This window comes from Microvirga sp. 17 mud 1-3 (assembly GCF_003151255.1).
Lineage (GTDB): Bacteria > Pseudomonadota > Alphaproteobacteria > Rhizobiales > Beijerinckiaceae > Microvirga.
Map to the genome: position 1 here is coordinate 4,212,169 of NZ_CP029481.1, position 15,567 is coordinate 4,227,735.

Annotated in this window: 12 protein-coding genes and 1 tRNA gene; 7 read left to right on the forward strand and 6 right to left on the reverse strand. The window is 65.1% G+C overall.

Annotation, left to right across the window (positions count from 1 at the left end; genetic code table 11):
* Window positions 1–5 precede the first annotated feature (5 nt).
* On the reverse strand, window positions 6–965 hold the full coding sequence (locus tag C4E04_RS19785) for a small ribosomal subunit Rsm22 family protein (RefSeq protein WP_109600268.1): 960 nt from the start codon (window positions 963–965) through the stop codon (window positions 6–8).
* Between the two features lie 222 nt (window positions 966–1,187).
* On the opposite strand from C4E04_RS19785, the gene C4E04_RS19790 reads away from it, so the two are divergent.
* Window positions 1,188–2,102, forward strand: a complete 915-nt coding sequence (locus C4E04_RS19790; protein ID WP_109600270.1) for a pirin family protein — start codon at window positions 1,188–1,190, stop codon at window positions 2,100–2,102.
* A gap of 17 nt (window positions 2,103–2,119) precedes the next feature.
* Window positions 2,120–2,515: an OsmC family protein gene (locus C4E04_RS19795; protein ID WP_109600272.1), complete on the forward strand. Its 396-nt coding sequence runs from the start codon at window positions 2,120–2,122 to the stop codon at window positions 2,513–2,515.
* A gap of 78 nt (window positions 2,516–2,593) precedes the next feature.
* On the opposite strand, the gene C4E04_RS19800 is transcribed toward C4E04_RS19795, so the two are convergent.
* On the reverse strand, window positions 2,594–4,291 hold the full coding sequence (locus C4E04_RS19800) for a methyl-accepting chemotaxis protein (protein ID WP_371682017.1): 1,698 nt from the start codon (window positions 4,289–4,291) through the stop codon (window positions 2,594–2,596).
* 313 nt (window positions 4,292–4,604) lie between these two features.
* Between C4E04_RS19800 and C4E04_RS19805 the strand changes: the two genes are divergently transcribed.
* The gene (locus C4E04_RS19805) at window positions 4,605–5,324 is read left to right on the forward strand and encodes a DUF1028 domain-containing protein (protein WP_109601347.1); all 720 of its coding nucleotides are present in this window, start codon (window positions 4,605–4,607) and stop codon (window positions 5,322–5,324) included.
* A gap of 49 nt (window positions 5,325–5,373) precedes the next feature.
* Here C4E04_RS19805 and C4E04_RS19810 read toward each other — a convergent pair whose 3' ends face one another.
* Together C4E04_RS19810 and C4E04_RS19815 are read right to left on the reverse strand one after the other, a co-directional pair.
* On the reverse strand, window positions 5,374–6,966 hold the full coding sequence (locus C4E04_RS19810; protein ID WP_109600276.1) for an ABC transporter substrate-binding protein: 1,593 nt from the start codon (window positions 6,964–6,966) through the stop codon (window positions 5,374–5,376).
* Between the two features lie 231 nt (window positions 6,967–7,197).
* Window positions 7,198–7,272, reverse strand: a tRNA-Gly gene (locus C4E04_RS19815).
* Between the two features lie 271 nt (window positions 7,273–7,543).
* Here C4E04_RS19815 and C4E04_RS19820 point away from each other — a divergent pair.
* The 4 genes from C4E04_RS19820 to C4E04_RS19835 all read left to right on the forward strand — a co-directional run bounded on the left by C4E04_RS19820 (window position 7,544) and on the right by C4E04_RS19835 (window position 9,952).
* Window positions 7,544–8,083 (forward strand): prolyl-tRNA synthetase associated domain-containing protein, encoded by a 540-nt coding sequence (locus tag C4E04_RS19820; RefSeq protein WP_109600278.1) that lies wholly within the window; start codon window positions 7,544–7,546, stop codon window positions 8,081–8,083.
* A 48-nt stretch (window positions 8,084–8,131) separates the two neighbouring features.
* Window positions 8,132–9,037, forward strand: a complete 906-nt coding sequence (gene trxA, locus C4E04_RS19825; RefSeq protein ID WP_109600280.1) for a thioredoxin — start codon at window positions 8,132–8,134, stop codon at window positions 9,035–9,037.
* A gap of 30 nt (window positions 9,038–9,067) precedes the next feature.
* On the forward strand, window positions 9,068–9,739 hold the full coding sequence (locus C4E04_RS19830; RefSeq protein WP_109600282.1) for an LON peptidase substrate-binding domain-containing protein: 672 nt from the start codon (window positions 9,068–9,070) through the stop codon (window positions 9,737–9,739).
* A gap of 66 nt (window positions 9,740–9,805) precedes the next feature.
* A complete protein-coding gene (locus tag C4E04_RS19835) occupies window positions 9,806–9,952 on the forward strand; it encodes a Trm112 family protein (RefSeq protein ID WP_245416362.1) in 147 nt (48 codons plus the stop codon).
* Window positions 9,953–10,209: 257 nt separating this feature from the next.
* On the opposite strand, the gene C4E04_RS19840 is transcribed toward C4E04_RS19835, so the two are convergent.
* A complete protein-coding gene (locus C4E04_RS19840; RefSeq protein ID WP_109600286.1) occupies window positions 10,210–14,658 on the reverse strand; it encodes a cadherin domain-containing protein in 4,449 nt (1,482 codons plus the stop codon).
* Window positions 14,659–14,791: 133 nt separating this feature from the next.
* A complete protein-coding gene (locus C4E04_RS19845; protein WP_109600288.1) occupies window positions 14,792–15,472 on the reverse strand; it encodes a carbonic anhydrase in 681 nt (226 codons plus the stop codon).
* Between the last annotated feature and the right edge of the window lie 95 nt (window positions 15,473–15,567).

Genomic DNA, 15,567 nt, shown 5'->3' on the forward strand with positions numbered 1-15,567 from the left:
CACCGCTACAGCCCATCGCCCCAGTCGGCCCGGCGGGCGTGCTTGAAGTCGGCGCCCTCGCGCTTGGTGAAGAGGCGCTCCTGCGCCCGGCCGTCGGCCTGGCACAGTTTCAGCCGCGCCTGCCCGCTGGCGAGGCGGGGCGGCGCGATGACGCGGGCGGCGAGAAGCTGCCCGGGGAAGCGGGAGGCCGCCAGATAGATGAACTTCTCGTCCTCCCATGGCACCTCCGCGCCCTTGGCCTGCCGGTGCAGGCGCGAGCGGGCGACCCGGCGGGCAAAGTGGCACCAGTCGGGCGCCGCGAGCGGGCAGGCAGCCGCATGGGGACAGGGAGCGAGCAGGAAGGCGCCGGCAGTGATCAGCCGGTCCCGGGCCGCGAGAATTCGCTCCCACCCGGCCGGCGTGCCGGGCTCGACGACCAGGAGGGTGTCGCGGGTGAGATGCCAGAGCCGATCGATGAGGGGGCCGCGCTCGGCCTCCGCCAGCTCGTCGAGCACATAGGCGAGGGTCACGAGGTCGTGGGGCGCGACACCCTCCAGGGGCTTCGCGACGTTGCCGGCCTGCCATGCGGCCGGAACGGGGGCTTCCCGGGCCAGCCGCTCGCCCCAGGCCCGGATGGCGGGGCTGCCTTCGACCAGGAGGGCGCGGCCGAGATCCGGCCAGCAATCCATGGCGGCCCAGAAGACGGTGCCCGGTCCCGCGCCCAGATCGAGAAGGTCGGCGGGAGAAAAATCCGGCCGCGCCTCGGCGAGCGCCCCCATGGCGGCGCGGACGGCCGCGAAGGTCGCAGGCAGGCGCGTGGCCAGATAGGCGCGGGCCGCAAGGTCGTCTGAGAGGTGGAAGCGCCCGTCCCGAACCTCCGCCCGGTAGCGCGCCGAAAGCATGCCGGCGGCCCGGCTCAGGTCCGACAGGCCGGTTCCGGCCAGCGCAGCGTCCACGCCCTGTCGCAGGAGCGGCGGCAGTTCCATGAATTCTCGACATCCGTGAAAGGCCGGCCCCGCGCCGGCAGACATGTGCTCTTTATCACAGGATTCCGCCTTGCCCAGGAGGAAGCCTGCGCCGGAAAGGCACAGGCTTTGCCGCGTCAAGCCTCGGCCGTGCAAGGACACCTTTTCGGGATTGCGCTTGGCTTGGGCGCCGGAGCGCCTATCCTGCGGGTCAGGCGCAGGGGTGACTTAAGGAGAGGTGCCATGAGCTGGCTGCCGAGCGAAGATCCGATCCTGGGCGATCCCCGATCCTGCGATGCGCTGGAGCTCGTTGTGGTTCCCCGCGTCCGCGACCTGGGTGACGGCTTTTCGGTCCGTCGCGCCCTGCCGCACGGCAAGCGGCAGATGGTCGGCCCCTTCATCTTCTTCGATCATTTCGGCCCCGTGCAGCTCATCGCCGGACAGGGCATGGATGTCAGGCCCCATCCGCATATCGGGCTCGCCACCGTCACGTATCTCTTCGACGGCCGCATCACCCACCGGGACAGCAACGGCAATATCCAGGACATCGCGCCCGGCGCCATGAACCTGATGACGGCCGGACGCGGCATCGCCCATTCGGAGCGCTCTCCGGAGGCCGAGCGCCACGGCGGGCGGATGCTCGGCCTGCAGAGCTGGATCGCCTTGCCGGCGGACCGGGAGGAAATCGACCCCTCGTTCCAGCATTTCGACGCCGCGACGCTGCCGGTCGTGGAGGATACGGGGCTCTTCGCGCGGGTGATCGCGGGCTCCGCCTTCGGGACCACCGCGCCGGTGACCCAGGTCTCCGACTGGTTCTACGTGGAGGTCTCCGTCGAGGCGGGCAGGAGCGTGCCCCTCGACGCCAACCACGAGGAGCGAGCGATCTATGTGGTCGAGGGCGAGATCGAGATCGCGGGCGACCGGTTCGAGGGGCCCCGCCTCCTGGTGTTCCGGCCGGGCGACCGCATCACGGTGCACGCCGTGCGCCCGACCCGCATGATGTTCCTGGGCGGCGCGGCGCTCGAGGGACCGCGTCATATCTGGTGGAACTTCGTGTCCTCGCGCCGGGAGCGGATCGAGCAGGCGAAGGAAGACTGGAAGATGGGCCGTTTCGCCCATGTGCCCGACGAGAGCGAGTTCATCCCCCTGCCCGAATGACCATTCCAAGGAGCCCCATGGCGACCGTCCATCTCACGAGCGAAACCGGCTACCGGCAGGAAGTCCGCGCCCGTACGCACAGATTCGCGGCCGACGAGCCGGAAAGCCTCGGCGGAACGGATAGCGGCCCGTCGCCTTACGAGCTGCTGCTGGCGTCGCTCGCCGCCTGCACGTCCCTCACCTTGCGCATGTATGCGGACCGCAAGGGCTGGGAGCTGGGGCGCATCGACGTGGATGCACGCTTCGCCAGGGGCGAGGACGGGACCGAGTCGATCACCCGCGAGGTCCGCCTCAGCGCGCCGCTCGACCCGGAGCGGCAGGCGCGGCTTGCGGAGATCTGCGAGAAGACGCCCGTCACGAAGACGCTCAAGCGCGGCACGCCCATCGAGACCACCTTGAGGGCGGCGTCCTAGAGCGTCGGATCTAGAGTTAGCGCATGAAAAAGCCCGGCCGGAGCCGGGCTTTTTGCTTTCCTGGCATAGCGCCTGCCGTCAGGCGGCCTTCACGCCCGTGAGGAAGTGACCGACCTCCTGCCCCAGGCTGTCGGAGTGGCGCGCCAGCTCCTGGGCGGCGCTGAGCACCTGCGAGGCGGCGGCGCCGGTCTCGCCTGCGCCGCGCTTCACGTCGCCGATATTCGCCGTCACCATCTCGGTGCCGCGCGCGGCTTCCTGCACATTGCGGGCGATCTCCGAGGTTGCGGCGCCCTGCTCTTCCATGGCGGCCGCAATCGAGACGGAGATCTGGGACATCCGCGCAATGGTGCGGCCGATCCCATCGATGGCGCCGACCGCTTCTCGGGTCGCCTGCTGCACGGAACCGATCTGCGACGAGATCTCGTCCGTGGCCCGGGCGGTCTGGTTCGCAAGCTCCTTCACCTCGGAGGCAACGACCGCGAAGCCCTTGCCGGCCTCGCCCGCGCGCGCCGCCTCGATGGTGGCGTTGAGCGCAAGCAGGTTGGTCTGGCTGGCGATGCTGTTGATGAGCTGGACCACGTTGCCGATCTTCTCGGCCGTCTCGGCGAGGGCCTGGACGGTCGCGTTGGTGCGCTGGGCATCCGAGACCGCCTGTTCGGCGATCTGGGACGATTGCGTGACCTGGGAGGCGATTTCGCGGATCGAGATGGACAGCTCCTCGGTGGCGGCCGCGACGGTCTGCACGTTGGCGGAAGCCTGCTCGGCTGCCGAGGCGACGTTCACCGACTGGCCGTTGGTCTGGTCCGCAATGGCCGTCATGGACTGGGCGGTCGCCTCCATTTCGGTGGCGGCCGAGGCCAGCCCCTGAGTCATGGCCGACACATTGTGCTCGAACTCGCTCGCCAGCCGGTCCAGGGCCTGGGCCCGGCGCATCTTCGCTTCGTTCTCATGCTCCTGCTCGGCCGCCAGGCGGCGAGCCTCGACGGCATTATCTTTGAACACCTGGAGCGCGCGAGCAAGCTGCCCGACTTCGTCTTTACGCTCGACGCCCATTACATTGACGGTCAGGTCACCCTGCGCCAGCCGGGACATAGCTGCTGTCATGTTACCGAGAGGGCGTGTGATCCCGTAGATCGTGATTGCGCCAACCAGGCCCAGTGCTGCCAGAAGGCCGATGGCTCCTGAAGCAAACAGGTTTCGGGTGGTATTGGAAGCAAGGCTCTCTGCGTCGGCTTTTGCCTTTCCGAGGGCCGCCTTGCTTGCGTCGACCCGCTCGCTCAAAAGCTCGCGTAGCTTGATGCGGGCATCGCGCCCCACACCATCTGAAATCGCAAGGGCGGCCTCATCATCATTCTTCGTTCCAAGAGCGACACTTTTGTCCGTGAGCTCGAAATAGCCAACGATGGCGGACTTGAGACCGCTGAACGCAGACTGCCGCTCCGGTGTATCGGCCAGTGCAAGCAATTCATCAACTCTCTTCAGAGTCCTTTGCTTGTACTGATTGTAAGTTGCCTCGATCCGCTCGATCCGCTCAGGATTGCTTACCGCGAGCAGGTTTTTTTCTTGCGTGGTGACCTCGTTCACGTCGGCATTGATCTGAAGGGTAACGGCAAGCCGTGTCGCCTCGAAGTCAACGAGATCCTGCGTTTCCTGAGCCATTTCCTTGAGGCCCAGCATTGCGAGGAGGATCAATCCTACGGTGACGGCGGCGAAGATTGAGACCGGGATCGCTAACTTGGCCAGCAGTTTGGAATTGTTGAGAAAACGCATTGTCATTCATTGGCCTGCCCGCAACGCCGCGGGAAGCGCGCGCCCCCCTGGCGCACAAATCACAGGCAGAGCAGAAAAGGCACCCGCGCATGAAGAACTTCTTAAGGTGAAACTCGTGGGGCCACCTTTGCGGTCATCTTTCGTCAACTTTGTTCTTCCTGTTGCCGAAAAGCAAAAACGCCTCTGATTTCATGAGGAATATTTCCATATAAGATCAGGATATATCGGTTCGACGACGCTCGGACCTTTGCAGTCGGGCGGCGGCCTGCTTCAATGGTTTGTGGCGGTCCAGCGCGGGCCGGAAGAATGGGGGAACGGCATGACATGGTCGATCGTGGCCAGAGACATCAGGACAGGGCAGATCGGGATCGCGGTCACGACCTGCGCCTTCGCGGTGGGCGCGCGGGTGCCTTTCGTGGCGACGGGCGTGGGCGCCATCGCGACTCAGGCTTTCGTCAATCCCTTCTACGGATATCGCGGCCTTGAGCTGTTGCAGGCCGGTGCCCCCGCCGAGGACGTGGTGCGCATCCTGGCCGCGGCTGACGAGGGCCAGGGCCAGCGGCAGGTTCATGTCATGGACCGGCAAGGGCGTTTCGCCGCCCATACGGGCGCGGATTGCGTGCCCTGGTGCGGCCACCTGATCCGCGACACCTTCTCGGTTGCGGGCAACATGCTGGCGGGCGAAAGCGTCATCGTCGAAACGGCGCGGGCCTTCGAGGCCGCGTCAGACCTCCCCCTGGCCCGCCGCTTCCTCACGGCCTTGAAAGCCGGCGAGGCGGCCGGAGGCGACAAGCGCGGCCGCCAATCGGCCGCGATCCTGATCCATGACGAGGAGGAATATCCCTATCTCGACATCCGGGTCGACGACCACGCGGACCCGCTGGGCGAGCTCGCGCGGCTCGAGGAGGTAAGCCGCGGGCGCTATCTCCATTATCGGAAGGTCATGCCGTCCAGGGCCAATCCGGCGGGCGTCACCGACCGTGCCGAGATCGAGCGGCGCATCGCCGAATCCATGGCGGCCGAAGAAGCCGGCGCCTGACGGCAGCACCGCGGGAGAGCGCTTTGCCCTCCCGCGGCATTCGCGGCACTTACTTCTTCTGCGCCCAATAGAACAGCACCTGGTTATCGGCGCGCTGGACGAGGTCGAGGTTCTTCGACACGCCCCAGGCGAGGGATTGCTGGTGCAGGGGGATATGGCTCCAGTCCTTGGCGCCGAGCTCGAAGGCCTGCTTGATCATGAGATCGCGCTTTTCCTTGTCGGTCTCGACCAGGATCTTGTCGGCCAGGGCATCGAGCTCCTTGTTGCAATAGCCCCCGTAATTGGTCTCGCCGCGGCTCGATCCGGCAACGTCGCGGCAACCCATGATGTCGTGCAGCACGTTGTGGGAATCGAAGGTGCCGGGCGTCCAGCCGAGCAGATAGAAGGTGGCGCCGTAGCCGCCGGACTTGCCGGACTTGGCGAAGTAGAGCGCCTTGGGCTGCGCCATGAGGTTCACCTTGATCCCCGCGCGGGCGAGCATGGACGTGACCGCTTGGCAGATCGCCTCGTCATTCACGTAGCGGTCGTTCGGGCAGTCCATGCCGACCTCGAAGCCGTTCGGATAGCCTGCCTCGGCTAGGAGCTTCTTGGCGCGATCGAGATCGAAGGCCGGGCGGGTGAAATCCTTCGAATGGACGAAGAGCTCGGGCGCGATCAGCAGGGCCGAGGGCGTCGACAGGCCGCGCATGACGCGGTCGCGGATCAGGTTGATGTCGATGGCCCGGTAGAAGGCCTCGCGCACGCGCACGTCCTTGAACGGGTTCTTGCCCTTCACGCTCGAGGACAGGAGCTCGTCGCGGACCGTGTCGAAGCCCAGGAAGATGGTGCGCAGCTCCGGCCCGGTCATGACGCGAGCATTCGGGCTGCCGTTGACGCGCTGGATATCCTGCAGCGGCACCGGCTCGATCACGTCGACCTCGCCCGTCAGGAGCGCCGCCACCCGCGTGGCGTCGTTGCTGATCGGCGTGAACACGATCTCGTCGATGTTGTGCTGGGGCTTGTCCCACCAGCTCGGGTTCTTCTTGAAGACTGTCTTCACGCCCGGCTGGTGGCTTTCAATCTTAAACGGCCCGGTGCCATTGGCGTTGAGGGACGCGAAGCTCGGCGACGTGGCCGCCGCGGGCGTCGGAGCGGTGGCGTTGTTGGCCTCGCTCCACTCCTTGTCCATGATGTACCACGTATCCCATTGGGAGTTCAGGATCGGGTTCGGCGAGGACAGGACCACATCGACCGTGTAGTCGTCCACCTTCACGAATTTCGCATCCGTCGGGACCCGGGTCACGAAGTTCGAGCCGTTGGCACGCACCCGGTCCGCCGAGAAGACCACGTCGTCGGCATTGAAATCGTTTCCGTTATGGAACTTCACGCCCTTGCGCAGGAAGAAGCGCCAGCGCAGGCCGTCCTCGCTGGTCTCCCAGCGCTCAGCAAGAGCAGGCTCGACCTTCAGGTCCTTGCCGCGCCGGGTCAGCCCCTCATAGACATGGCCCAGATGGGCGTTGGTCGTCGTCTCGTTGAGGGTGTAGGGGTCGAGCGACTTGAGATCGCCCTGGTTGGCGTAGCGCAGGGTCGCGGCATCGGCCGGCAGAACCGCGCCGGCAAGCGCGAGCCCCAAGGTCGCGGCAAAGAAAGTCTTCCTCAGCATCGTTCCTGTTCTCCACTGGAAGGGTGTCACGTTTCAAACGGAAGGGTTCGTCGGCTTCTCATGGCCGGTTGACGTAGCGTGACAGGGAACGACGGTCGGGTCCAGGGGCGAGAATGCAGCCGGGAAGCCGCCATGGGCATGGCGAAAAGGGTAGCTGGAAACGACGGGTTCGGGAGGAGATGCGGTCGATTCGGGCGACCGGGGCCTTCTGGGCATGGAAGGCCTGGAAATTGGAGCGGGCGAAGGGATTCGAACCCTCGACCCCAACCTTGGCAAGGTTGTGCTCTACCCCTGAGCTACACCCGCGCTCCGCGGCTTGCGCCGTTGCGAGGCCGCTGATGTGCCCCAAAACGGTTCATATTGCAAGGGGGATTTTTGGCGAGGGGCCTTGCGAGATTCCGATCTTTCGCCTCCCCGCTTAAGAGCGGACCGGTGGGTTGCTAGAGCCTCGGAGATGAAATCGCCCCCGCGTCCGAGGCCTTAAGTTTTGTTTTTCGAGCATCTTTTCACGCAAAACCGGTTCCCACTTTCGCGTCTGATGCTCTAGAACCTGCGATCCATCGGAGGTTGTCGAACCGTGACCCATCTCTCGCCCCGCGCCCTTCTCGACCGGCTGGCCGCCCTCGGCATCGCGGCCGAGACGGTCGAGCACGAGCCCGTCTTCACGGTGGCCGAATCGCGCCCGGTCAAGGCCCGGATTCCCGGCGCCCATTCGAAGAACCTGTTCGTGAAGGACAAGAAGGGCCGCTTCTTCCTGATCACCGCCAAGGACGAGACCGCGATCGACCTCAAGCGCACCCACGAGGCCATCGGCGCGTCGGGGCGCCTGTCCTTCGGCTCGGCCGAGCAGCTGCGCACCCTGCTCGGGGTCGAGCCCGGCTCCGTGACGCCCTTCGCGGTGGCGAACGACCGGGAAGGCCAGGTAACGATGATCCTCGATGCCAACCTGATGGAGCACGAGCGGGTGAACTTCCATCCCCTCGTCAATTCCATGACCACAGGCGTCTCGCGGGACGACCTGCTCAAGTTCCTGCGGTCGACCGGCCACGACCCGCTGATTTTGCGCCTGCCCGAACCTCCGGCAGAATTGCCGGACACGACGTCCGCCCCCATCTGAGGAAGACGCAAGGCTCCTTTCCGTCTCAAGATCGCATTCGAGGATCGCATGCTCGCCGACACCCCCCGCAACGGCCCCTCCGCTGAGGGTCTGATCAAGGACACCACCACGGCGGCGTTCCGCCAGGACGTCCTTTCCGAATCCATGCAGCAGCCGGTTCTCGTGGATTTCTGGGCCCCCTGGTGCGGCCCCTGCAAGCAGCTGACGCCCGTTCTCGAAAAGGTCGTCCGGGAGGCGGGCGGCAAGGTCAAGCTGGTCAAGATGAATATCGACGAGCATCCGCAGATCGCGGGTCAGCTCGGCGTGCAGTCGATCCCGGCGGTCTTCGCGTTCCAGCGCGGCCAGCCGGTGGACGGGTTCATGGGTGCCCTGCCTGAGAGCCAGGTCAAGGCCTTTATCGAGCGCCTCGTCGGCCCCTTGGGTCCCAGCGCCGTGGAAGAGGTCATGGCGGAGGCCGACCGCCTCGCAGCGGCGGGCGATGCCGCTGGCGCGGCCGAGCTCTATGCGGGCATCCTGGCGCAGGATCCCGGCCATGCGCCGGCCCTCGCGGCTCTCGCCAAGCTGCATGTGGAGCTGGGCGACCTGGAAGGCGCCAGGCGCCTGCTCGACATGGTGCCGGCCGACAAGGCCAAGGATCCGGCCATTGCGGGGGCCCGAGCCGCTCTCGATCTTGCCGAGCAGGCCGGCTCCCTCGGCGATACGGCCGAGTTCGAGCGCCGCATCGCGGCCGATCCCCTCGACCACCAGGCCCGTTTCGACCTCGCCATTGCGCTCAATGCGCGGGGCCAGCGCAAAGAAGCCGTCGACCAGCTCCTTGAAATCGTTCGCCGCGACCGCAATTGGAACGAGGACGGCGCACGCAAGCAGCTCGTCCAGTTCTTCGAGGCCTGGGGTCCGATGGACGCGGCGACGCTCGCAGGACGGCGGAGGCTTTCCTCGATCCTGTTTGCCTGACGCCGCCGATCCACAGGCAGGGAGACGGGAATGGGAATGAATGCGGTCTACCGAGGGCCTGAGGATTGCCCGTCGGTGATTCCGGTTTTCCCCCTCCCGGGCGCGCTCCTCCTGCCGCGAGGACAGATTCCCCTCAATATCTTCGAGCCGCGCTACCTCGCCATGGTGGACGAAGCCCTGAAGGGCGAGCGCATCATCGGCATGGTTCAGCCCGATGCGGATGGGGACGGGTCGAGCCATTTCCCGAAGCTCTATCATGTAGGCTGTGCCGGGCGCCTCACCCAGTTCGCCGAGACCGGCGACGGCCGTTACCTGATCACCCTCGTGGGGGTCGCGCGCTTCCGCATCGCCGAGGAGGTATCGGCCTCGACCCTCTACCGGCAGTGCCGCGTCGATTTCACCCCCTACCGGGACGACTTCGTGGCCCGGGCCGGCGAAAACGAGGTGGACCGCCTCGGCGTCGTCAAAGCCTTGCGTGATTTCGTGGAGGCGGCGGACGTGCGGGTCGACTGGAAGGGGATCGAGGAGGCGCCGAACGAGGCCCTCGTCAACGCCCTGTGCATGATGAGCCCCTTCGGCGTGCGGGAGAAGCAGGCGCTCCTCGAGGCGCAGGACCTCAAGACCCGCGCCGAGGTGCTGATCGCGCTCACCGAGATCGAGCTCGCCCGCGGCACCAACGGCTCCGAGACGCCGCTGCAATAGGAGAGAACGGCCGTGACCGACAACGCCCCCGTCGAGGCGACACGCATCGACCCCAAGCTGCTGGAAATGCTGGTGTGCCCCCTGACGAAGGAATCCCTCGACTATGATCCCGTCCGGCAGGAGCTGATCAGCCGCCAGGCAAAGCTCGCCTATCCGATCAGAGACGGCATCCCGATCATGCTCCCCGAAGAGGCTCGCTCCCTGACGGAGTGAAGCGCGGCCTGGTCTCCCCCAGGGAGAAAGATGGTGAAAGGCACGCGCAACAGGGATGTGGCGCGACGGAATCCCCTCCCCCCTGTGGGGAGGGCCAGGGTGGGGGTGTTGGCTCTGAATTCTCAGAATGTAGCGCTCACACCCTCACCTCTACCTTCTCCCCGCCGCAAGTCGGGTGTTCCCGACTTGCGCATCGTGGGAGCGGATCTCGGGAGCACCCGAGCGCCGTGGGGAGGAAAGCCGGTTGAGGGTCTCCCTCAGATGAAGAAGAAGTCCTTTTCGGTCAGCTTGAGGCCCTTCTTGAGGGTCGCAATCTCGACCGCAGCCTTCGACCCGGAGCCGTCGGCATCATAGTAGAGCACGCCCTTCTTCTTGTCGTAGACGAAGAAGTCGTTGGCATCCTTGGCCTTGTCGCCCACGGTGAAGAACTTGCTCGCCATCTTCAGCGGCTTGGTCTCGGTGCCCTTCTTGGTCGCGGCGTAGAGCTTCTTGTTCGCCTTGAACAGGGCATTGTCGAGCCAGAGCGTGTCGTCCTTCACATTGAAGTCGGTGATCTTGTCGAGGTTGGTTTTCTTGTTGAACTTGGCATCGAACACGAAGATGTCCTTGCCCTTGCCGCCGAACAGCACGTCCTTGCCGGCCCCGCCCCACAGCACGTCATTGCCGGCATCGCCCTTGAGCACATCGTTGCCGGCTCCGCCATAGAGCTTGTCGTTGCCGGCATTGCCGTAAAGCTTGTCGTTGAACTTGCCGGCCTTGAACACGTCATCGGCCAGGCTGCCCCCCGTGACCTCGCGGGCGACGTCGGTGACGCCGATCGAGAAGCTCTGCTGCGAGACCCCACCCTTGCCGTCGCTGACCTGGACCGTGACCATGTGAGCGGTGGCCTGCTCGAAGTCGAGCCGGAAACCGTCCGCCACCAGGATCTTGTTGCCCGAGAGCATGAACCGGCCGTCCGCATTGTTCAGCAACGTATAGGTCAGGGCATCGCTGTCGGCATCGGCCGCCGAGAGGGTACCAACCTCGGTGCCCATCACGGCATATTCGGCCGCGGCACCGGCCCCGGTCAGCATTAGACTGCCCGGCGCATGGTTGGTCGGCGTAGGCGGCGTCTCGTCGACGTCGGACAGGTTGATGCGGATCGTCTGCTCGGAGGTCTGGCCGTCGGCATCGGTGGCGACCACCTTGATGTCATGGAACTGGGCCGCCTCGTAGTCGAGCCTGGCTCCATTGGCCACGAGGATCTTGGTCTTCGTGGCATCGAGCTTGAAGCGTCCGTCCGCGCTGTCGGCCAGAGCATAGGTGACCGCCTTGCCTTCGGGATCGTGAGCCGTGAGGGTGCCTACTTCCGTTCCGGTCGGCTTGTTCTCCGCAAGATCGACAGCCGTCGCGTTATTGAGACGGATCGTATCCGGCGGAGCGTTGACCGACTTGTCGGCGATCGTCGTGACGACCTGGACGGCGTTCTGATGGCTGCTTGCGGCGTGGCTGTCATCCTTCAGCATGAAGGAGAACTGCGTCGTGACCTGGCCCGAATTGGCGGTGCTGTCCGTCGGATCGAAGGTCACGTTGTCCAGGAAGGTCTCCAGGTCCGCTGCCTTGCCCGTCAGGGTAATGACCCGCGTCGTCGCCGAAGGATCGGGATCGCTCACCGTCACGGTGGCGGTCGAGAAGATGTTTCCGAGAGCGCCGTCCCCATTCGTGAACGAGAGGGTCAGCGTGAGGGTATCGTTCTCCGGACCATCCATCAGGGTGATTCCGGCAAAGGGCTTCACGGCAGCGCCGTTATCCACGGCCGGAGTCGTGGGGTTGCCCGTGACGCCGAAAACCGGCTCGGTATTGCCGCCCGTCACGGGGTTCACGGTCACGAGGAAGTCCTTGTAGGTGGAGGTCGCGCCCGGGCCGCCGTTCTTGTCCGTGACCTTGACCGAGACCGTATAGGTCTCGGTCTTCGTGATGTCGGAAAGTGCCGCGACCTTCAGCTGGCCGCCCTCGATCTTGAACCGCCCGCCCGCATTGCCGGCGCCGCTCGACCCGCCGTTGCCGCTGGTGTCGAAGGCATAGACGAACTGGGTGTCCCCGTCGGGATCGAGCGCCTGGAAGGTGCCGACCACGAAGCCGTCCGTTGCGCTCTCGAAGATCGTGGCCTTCGTGGATCCGGTGGTGAAATTGAGATCGGTGGGCGCTTCGTTCACGTTGTTGACGTAGACCTTGACGGTCGTGGGCGCGGAGGCCCAGCCGCTCACCGTCTCGGTGGCGCCGACCTGGAGCAGATAGTATTTCCGCTCCTGGGGCGTGTTCGCGAACTCGGTCTTGAGATCGGGGTCCGCTGCCGCATTTGCCTCGTAATCCACGTCGCCGACAAGAATGATCGCGCCCGTCTCCGGGTCGATGGCGAACTTATTGCCTGGATTGGTCACCAGGGAATAGGTGGCGTCTCCAGCCGCGAAGCCCGGCGTCCGGAGGGTTGCGATGGGCATGAAGCGCGCACCGTTCTCGTCGATCGCGTTCACGGCGCCCTGGACGACGGGGGCGCCCGGAGCGGTGCTCGGCAGAGCCACTGTGCGGTCGGCGAATTGCAGGAACTCGATGCTACGCAGGGTATCGGTTCCGTCCCGGCCGTCCTGCCGGTCATGGATCTCGATGCTGCCGTCCGCCTTGCGGACGATGTCGTAATCCGACATCTGGCCGGAATACAGTGCCCGGTCCACGCCGCCGCCGCCGTCGATCAGGTCGTCCCCGCCGTTGCCGCTCAGGACATTGCCGCCACCATTTCCGAGGATCGTGTTGGCAAGTCCGTTGCCGATTCCCGTGAGCTCTCCCGCACCCGTCAGGACGAGGTTCTCCACCTCGGCTCCCAGAACGTACGAGATGGAGGCCCGCACCGTGTCCATGCCCTGGCCCGCCGCCTCGGTGACCGCATCGCCCGAATCGTCGACCACATAGGTGTCGTTGCCGAGCCCGCCGGCGAGAATGTCCGCGCCCACGCCCCCGTCGAGGATGTTGTCTCCGTCGTTGCCCGTCAGGGTATTGGCGAGGCCATTGCCTGTGCCGTCGATATTCGTCGTGCCCGTGAGAACGAGATTCTCCACATGGGCGCCGAGCGCAAAGGACACGGAAGCGCGCACCGTGTCGGTCCCCTCGCCGGCCTGTTCGACCGCCACATCGCCCGCATGATCGACGATATAGGTGTCGTTCCCCTCGCCGCCGGTCAGGATGTCGGCGCCCGCGCCACCGTCCAGGACGTTATGCCCGGCATTCCCGGTGATGCGGTTCGACAGGGCGTTGCCGGTCCCGTCGATGTCGGCTGCGCCCGTCAGGACGAGGTTCTCCACGTTTGCCGTCAGGGCATAGCCGACCGAAGCAAGAACCGTATCGGTGCCCTCTCCGGCCTTTTCGGTGACCACGTCGCCGACATTGTCGACGATGTAGGTGTCGTTGCCGCCGCTACCCGAGAGGCTATCGGCGCCCGCGCCCCCGTCCAGGACGTTGGCCGCCCCATTGCCTTGGATGACATTCGCCAGATCGTTGCCCGTGCCGTCGATGGCCGCCGCACCCGTCAGCGTGAGGCGCTCCACATTCTGGGAGAGGGTGAAGGAGACAGAGGCCAGGACCGTGTCGTTGCCTTCAGAGTTGCCGGCGGCCTCGATGACCGTATCGCCCGCATGGTCGACCACATAGACATCGTCGCTTGCGCCGCCGGTCATCACGTCCGCGCCGACACCGCCGTCGAGGGTATCGAGGCCGGTACCGCCGTTGAGGACGTCGTCGCCGCCATTGCCGTAAAGCACGTCGTTGCCGACCCCGCCCGACAGGGAATCGACCGCATTGCCACCATAAGCGGTGTCGTTGCCCTGGCCGAGATCGACCAGGCCCGTCACGACGCCCTTGCGACCGTCGTAGAGATCGTTGCCCTGGTTGAGAAGAACGGCGCCCTCGAGGCGGCCGTCATTGATGATCGTATCGTCGCCCGTGCTACCGGAAACGGCGGTCTTCGCACTGATCGTGCCGCTGTTGATCAGCTTCGTCACGTCGTAGAAGAATCTGACTCCATAGGTGCTGGCCTGAATCGTGCCCGAGTTGTTGACGTTCGCCAGTCCCTGGACTTCGATGCCTGAATATCCGGCAGTGATCGAACCGGTGTTCCAGACACCATAATCCGTAAGCGGAAGGAGGGGCTTGACGGCCGAGGGAACGAATCCTGTCGTGGATTTCAGGACGATGCCGGTCTGGACCGCCTGGATGGTCCCGTCGTTGAGGACCTGGTTCTGGTTGGCTTGGCCGAAGATGGACCCTCCGAGGATGCCGTAATAGCCCGACAGGCGCCCTCCGTTGTGGATGTACTTCTCGCTGCCGTCCAGCTTGATCGCAGCCGTGTCGAACGTGCCTGCGCCGGTAATCTCGCCGCTATTGACGATCGTGTAGTTGCCGAGGCCCAGATACATACCGCTCAAGCCCCGGACGAGGCCCGTGGCGCCGACCATGATCGTGGTGCTTCCCGACGAGACCGAGATGGCATTCTCTCTGGAATAGACACCTCCGTCGATGGTGACGAGGGAGGAATCGAGCCTCACCGCGATGGCGCTTGTGGTGGTTGTCAGGGACCCGGTCTGCGTGATGTGAAGCTCATTGAGCGGATCGCCAGAGCCGTCATTTTCTAGGGCAATTGGATTGGTCTGCTGATCATTGATGAAAAGAACGGACATGGCACCCTCACGTTATGTGAGGGTAATGCTATTTCATTTCGTGACACAGTCAATCGATGAACGGTCAGGACGTGAACGATCGGACGGCGGCAGATTGTCCGGGCCCACGACAAGTGGGCCCGGGACCGAAAAATCAAGCCTCGGCGTCGCGCGCCCGGAACAGCGAGACCCGCTGCGGCACGTCAGCAACGGCAGGCGAGAAGCGGCCGGTCTGGGGGTCGCGGATCTGCAGCACGCCGTTCGCGACGCCGAAATAAGCCCCGTGCAGCTCCAGCTTCCCGCGCTCCACCAAGATTCTCACGCAAGGGAATGTCATCAGGTTCCGCAGGCTGTGCTCGATGGCGGCGAATTCGAGCTTGGTCACGTAGTCGGAGAATTCCATGTCGCCCCGCGGGCCCATGCGCTCGGCCGCCGGCGCGATCATGCTCATCCACTGGCCGATGAAGTCGCCCGGCGAGAGGGGAGCCGATTCGTCCGCGAAGGCCCGGATGCCGCCGCAGCGGGCATGGCCCAAGACCACGATATGCTTCACGCGCAGGGCCTGGACGGCGAATTCGAGGGCCGCCGAAGTGCCGTGGAACTCGCCGCCGGTCTCGAAGGGCGGCACGAGATTGGCCACGTTGCGGATCACGAACATTTCGCCCGGGCTGGCGTCGAAGATCACCTCCGGCGAGACCCGGCTGTCGCAGCAGCCGATGATCAGGATTTCGGGCGATTGGCCTTGTTCCGCAAGGGTTTCGTATCGTCCCTTCTCGCGGGCGAAACGATCGTCGAGGAAGGCGCGGTAACCGTCGGTCAGGCGTTTCGGAAACACGGGCAGGCTCCTGTTTGATGTTCGTTTCCTATTCCTATGAGGTCGTTTTTGGCAACCCACGCCGTTCTGGCAATTCCACGAGAGGATGAGACGGA

Coding starts and splice junctions, on each gene's coding strand:
- C4E04_RS19830 (WP_109600282.1), top strand. CDS start 9,068: ATGGGAATGAATGCGGTCTACCGAGGGCCTGAGGATTGCCCGTCGGTG.
- C4E04_RS19840 (WP_109600286.1), bottom strand. CDS start 14,658: ATGTCCGTTCTTTTCATCAATGATCAGCAGACCAATCCAATTGCCCTA.
- C4E04_RS19790 (WP_109600270.1), top strand. CDS start 1,188: ATGAGCTGGCTGCCGAGCGAAGATCCGATCCTGGGCGATCCCCGATCC.
- C4E04_RS19785 (WP_109600268.1), bottom strand. CDS start 965: ATGGAACTGCCGCCGCTCCTGCGACAGGGCGTGGACGCTGCGCTGGCC.
- C4E04_RS19795 (WP_109600272.1), top strand. CDS start 2,120: ATGGCGACCGTCCATCTCACGAGCGAAACCGGCTACCGGCAGGAAGTC.
- trxA (WP_109600280.1), top strand. CDS start 8,132: ATGCTCGCCGACACCCCCCGCAACGGCCCCTCCGCTGAGGGTCTGATC.
- C4E04_RS19805 (WP_109601347.1), top strand. CDS start 4,605: ATGACATGGTCGATCGTGGCCAGAGACATCAGGACAGGGCAGATCGGG.
- C4E04_RS19800 (WP_371682017.1), bottom strand. CDS start 4,291: ATGACAATGCGTTTTCTCAACAATTCCAAACTGCTGGCCAAGTTAGCG.
- C4E04_RS19810 (WP_109600276.1), bottom strand. CDS start 6,966: ATGCTGAGGAAGACTTTCTTTGCCGCGACCTTGGGGCTCGCGCTTGCC.
- C4E04_RS19835 (WP_245416362.1), top strand. CDS start 9,806: ATGCTGGTGTGCCCCCTGACGAAGGAATCCCTCGACTATGATCCCGTC.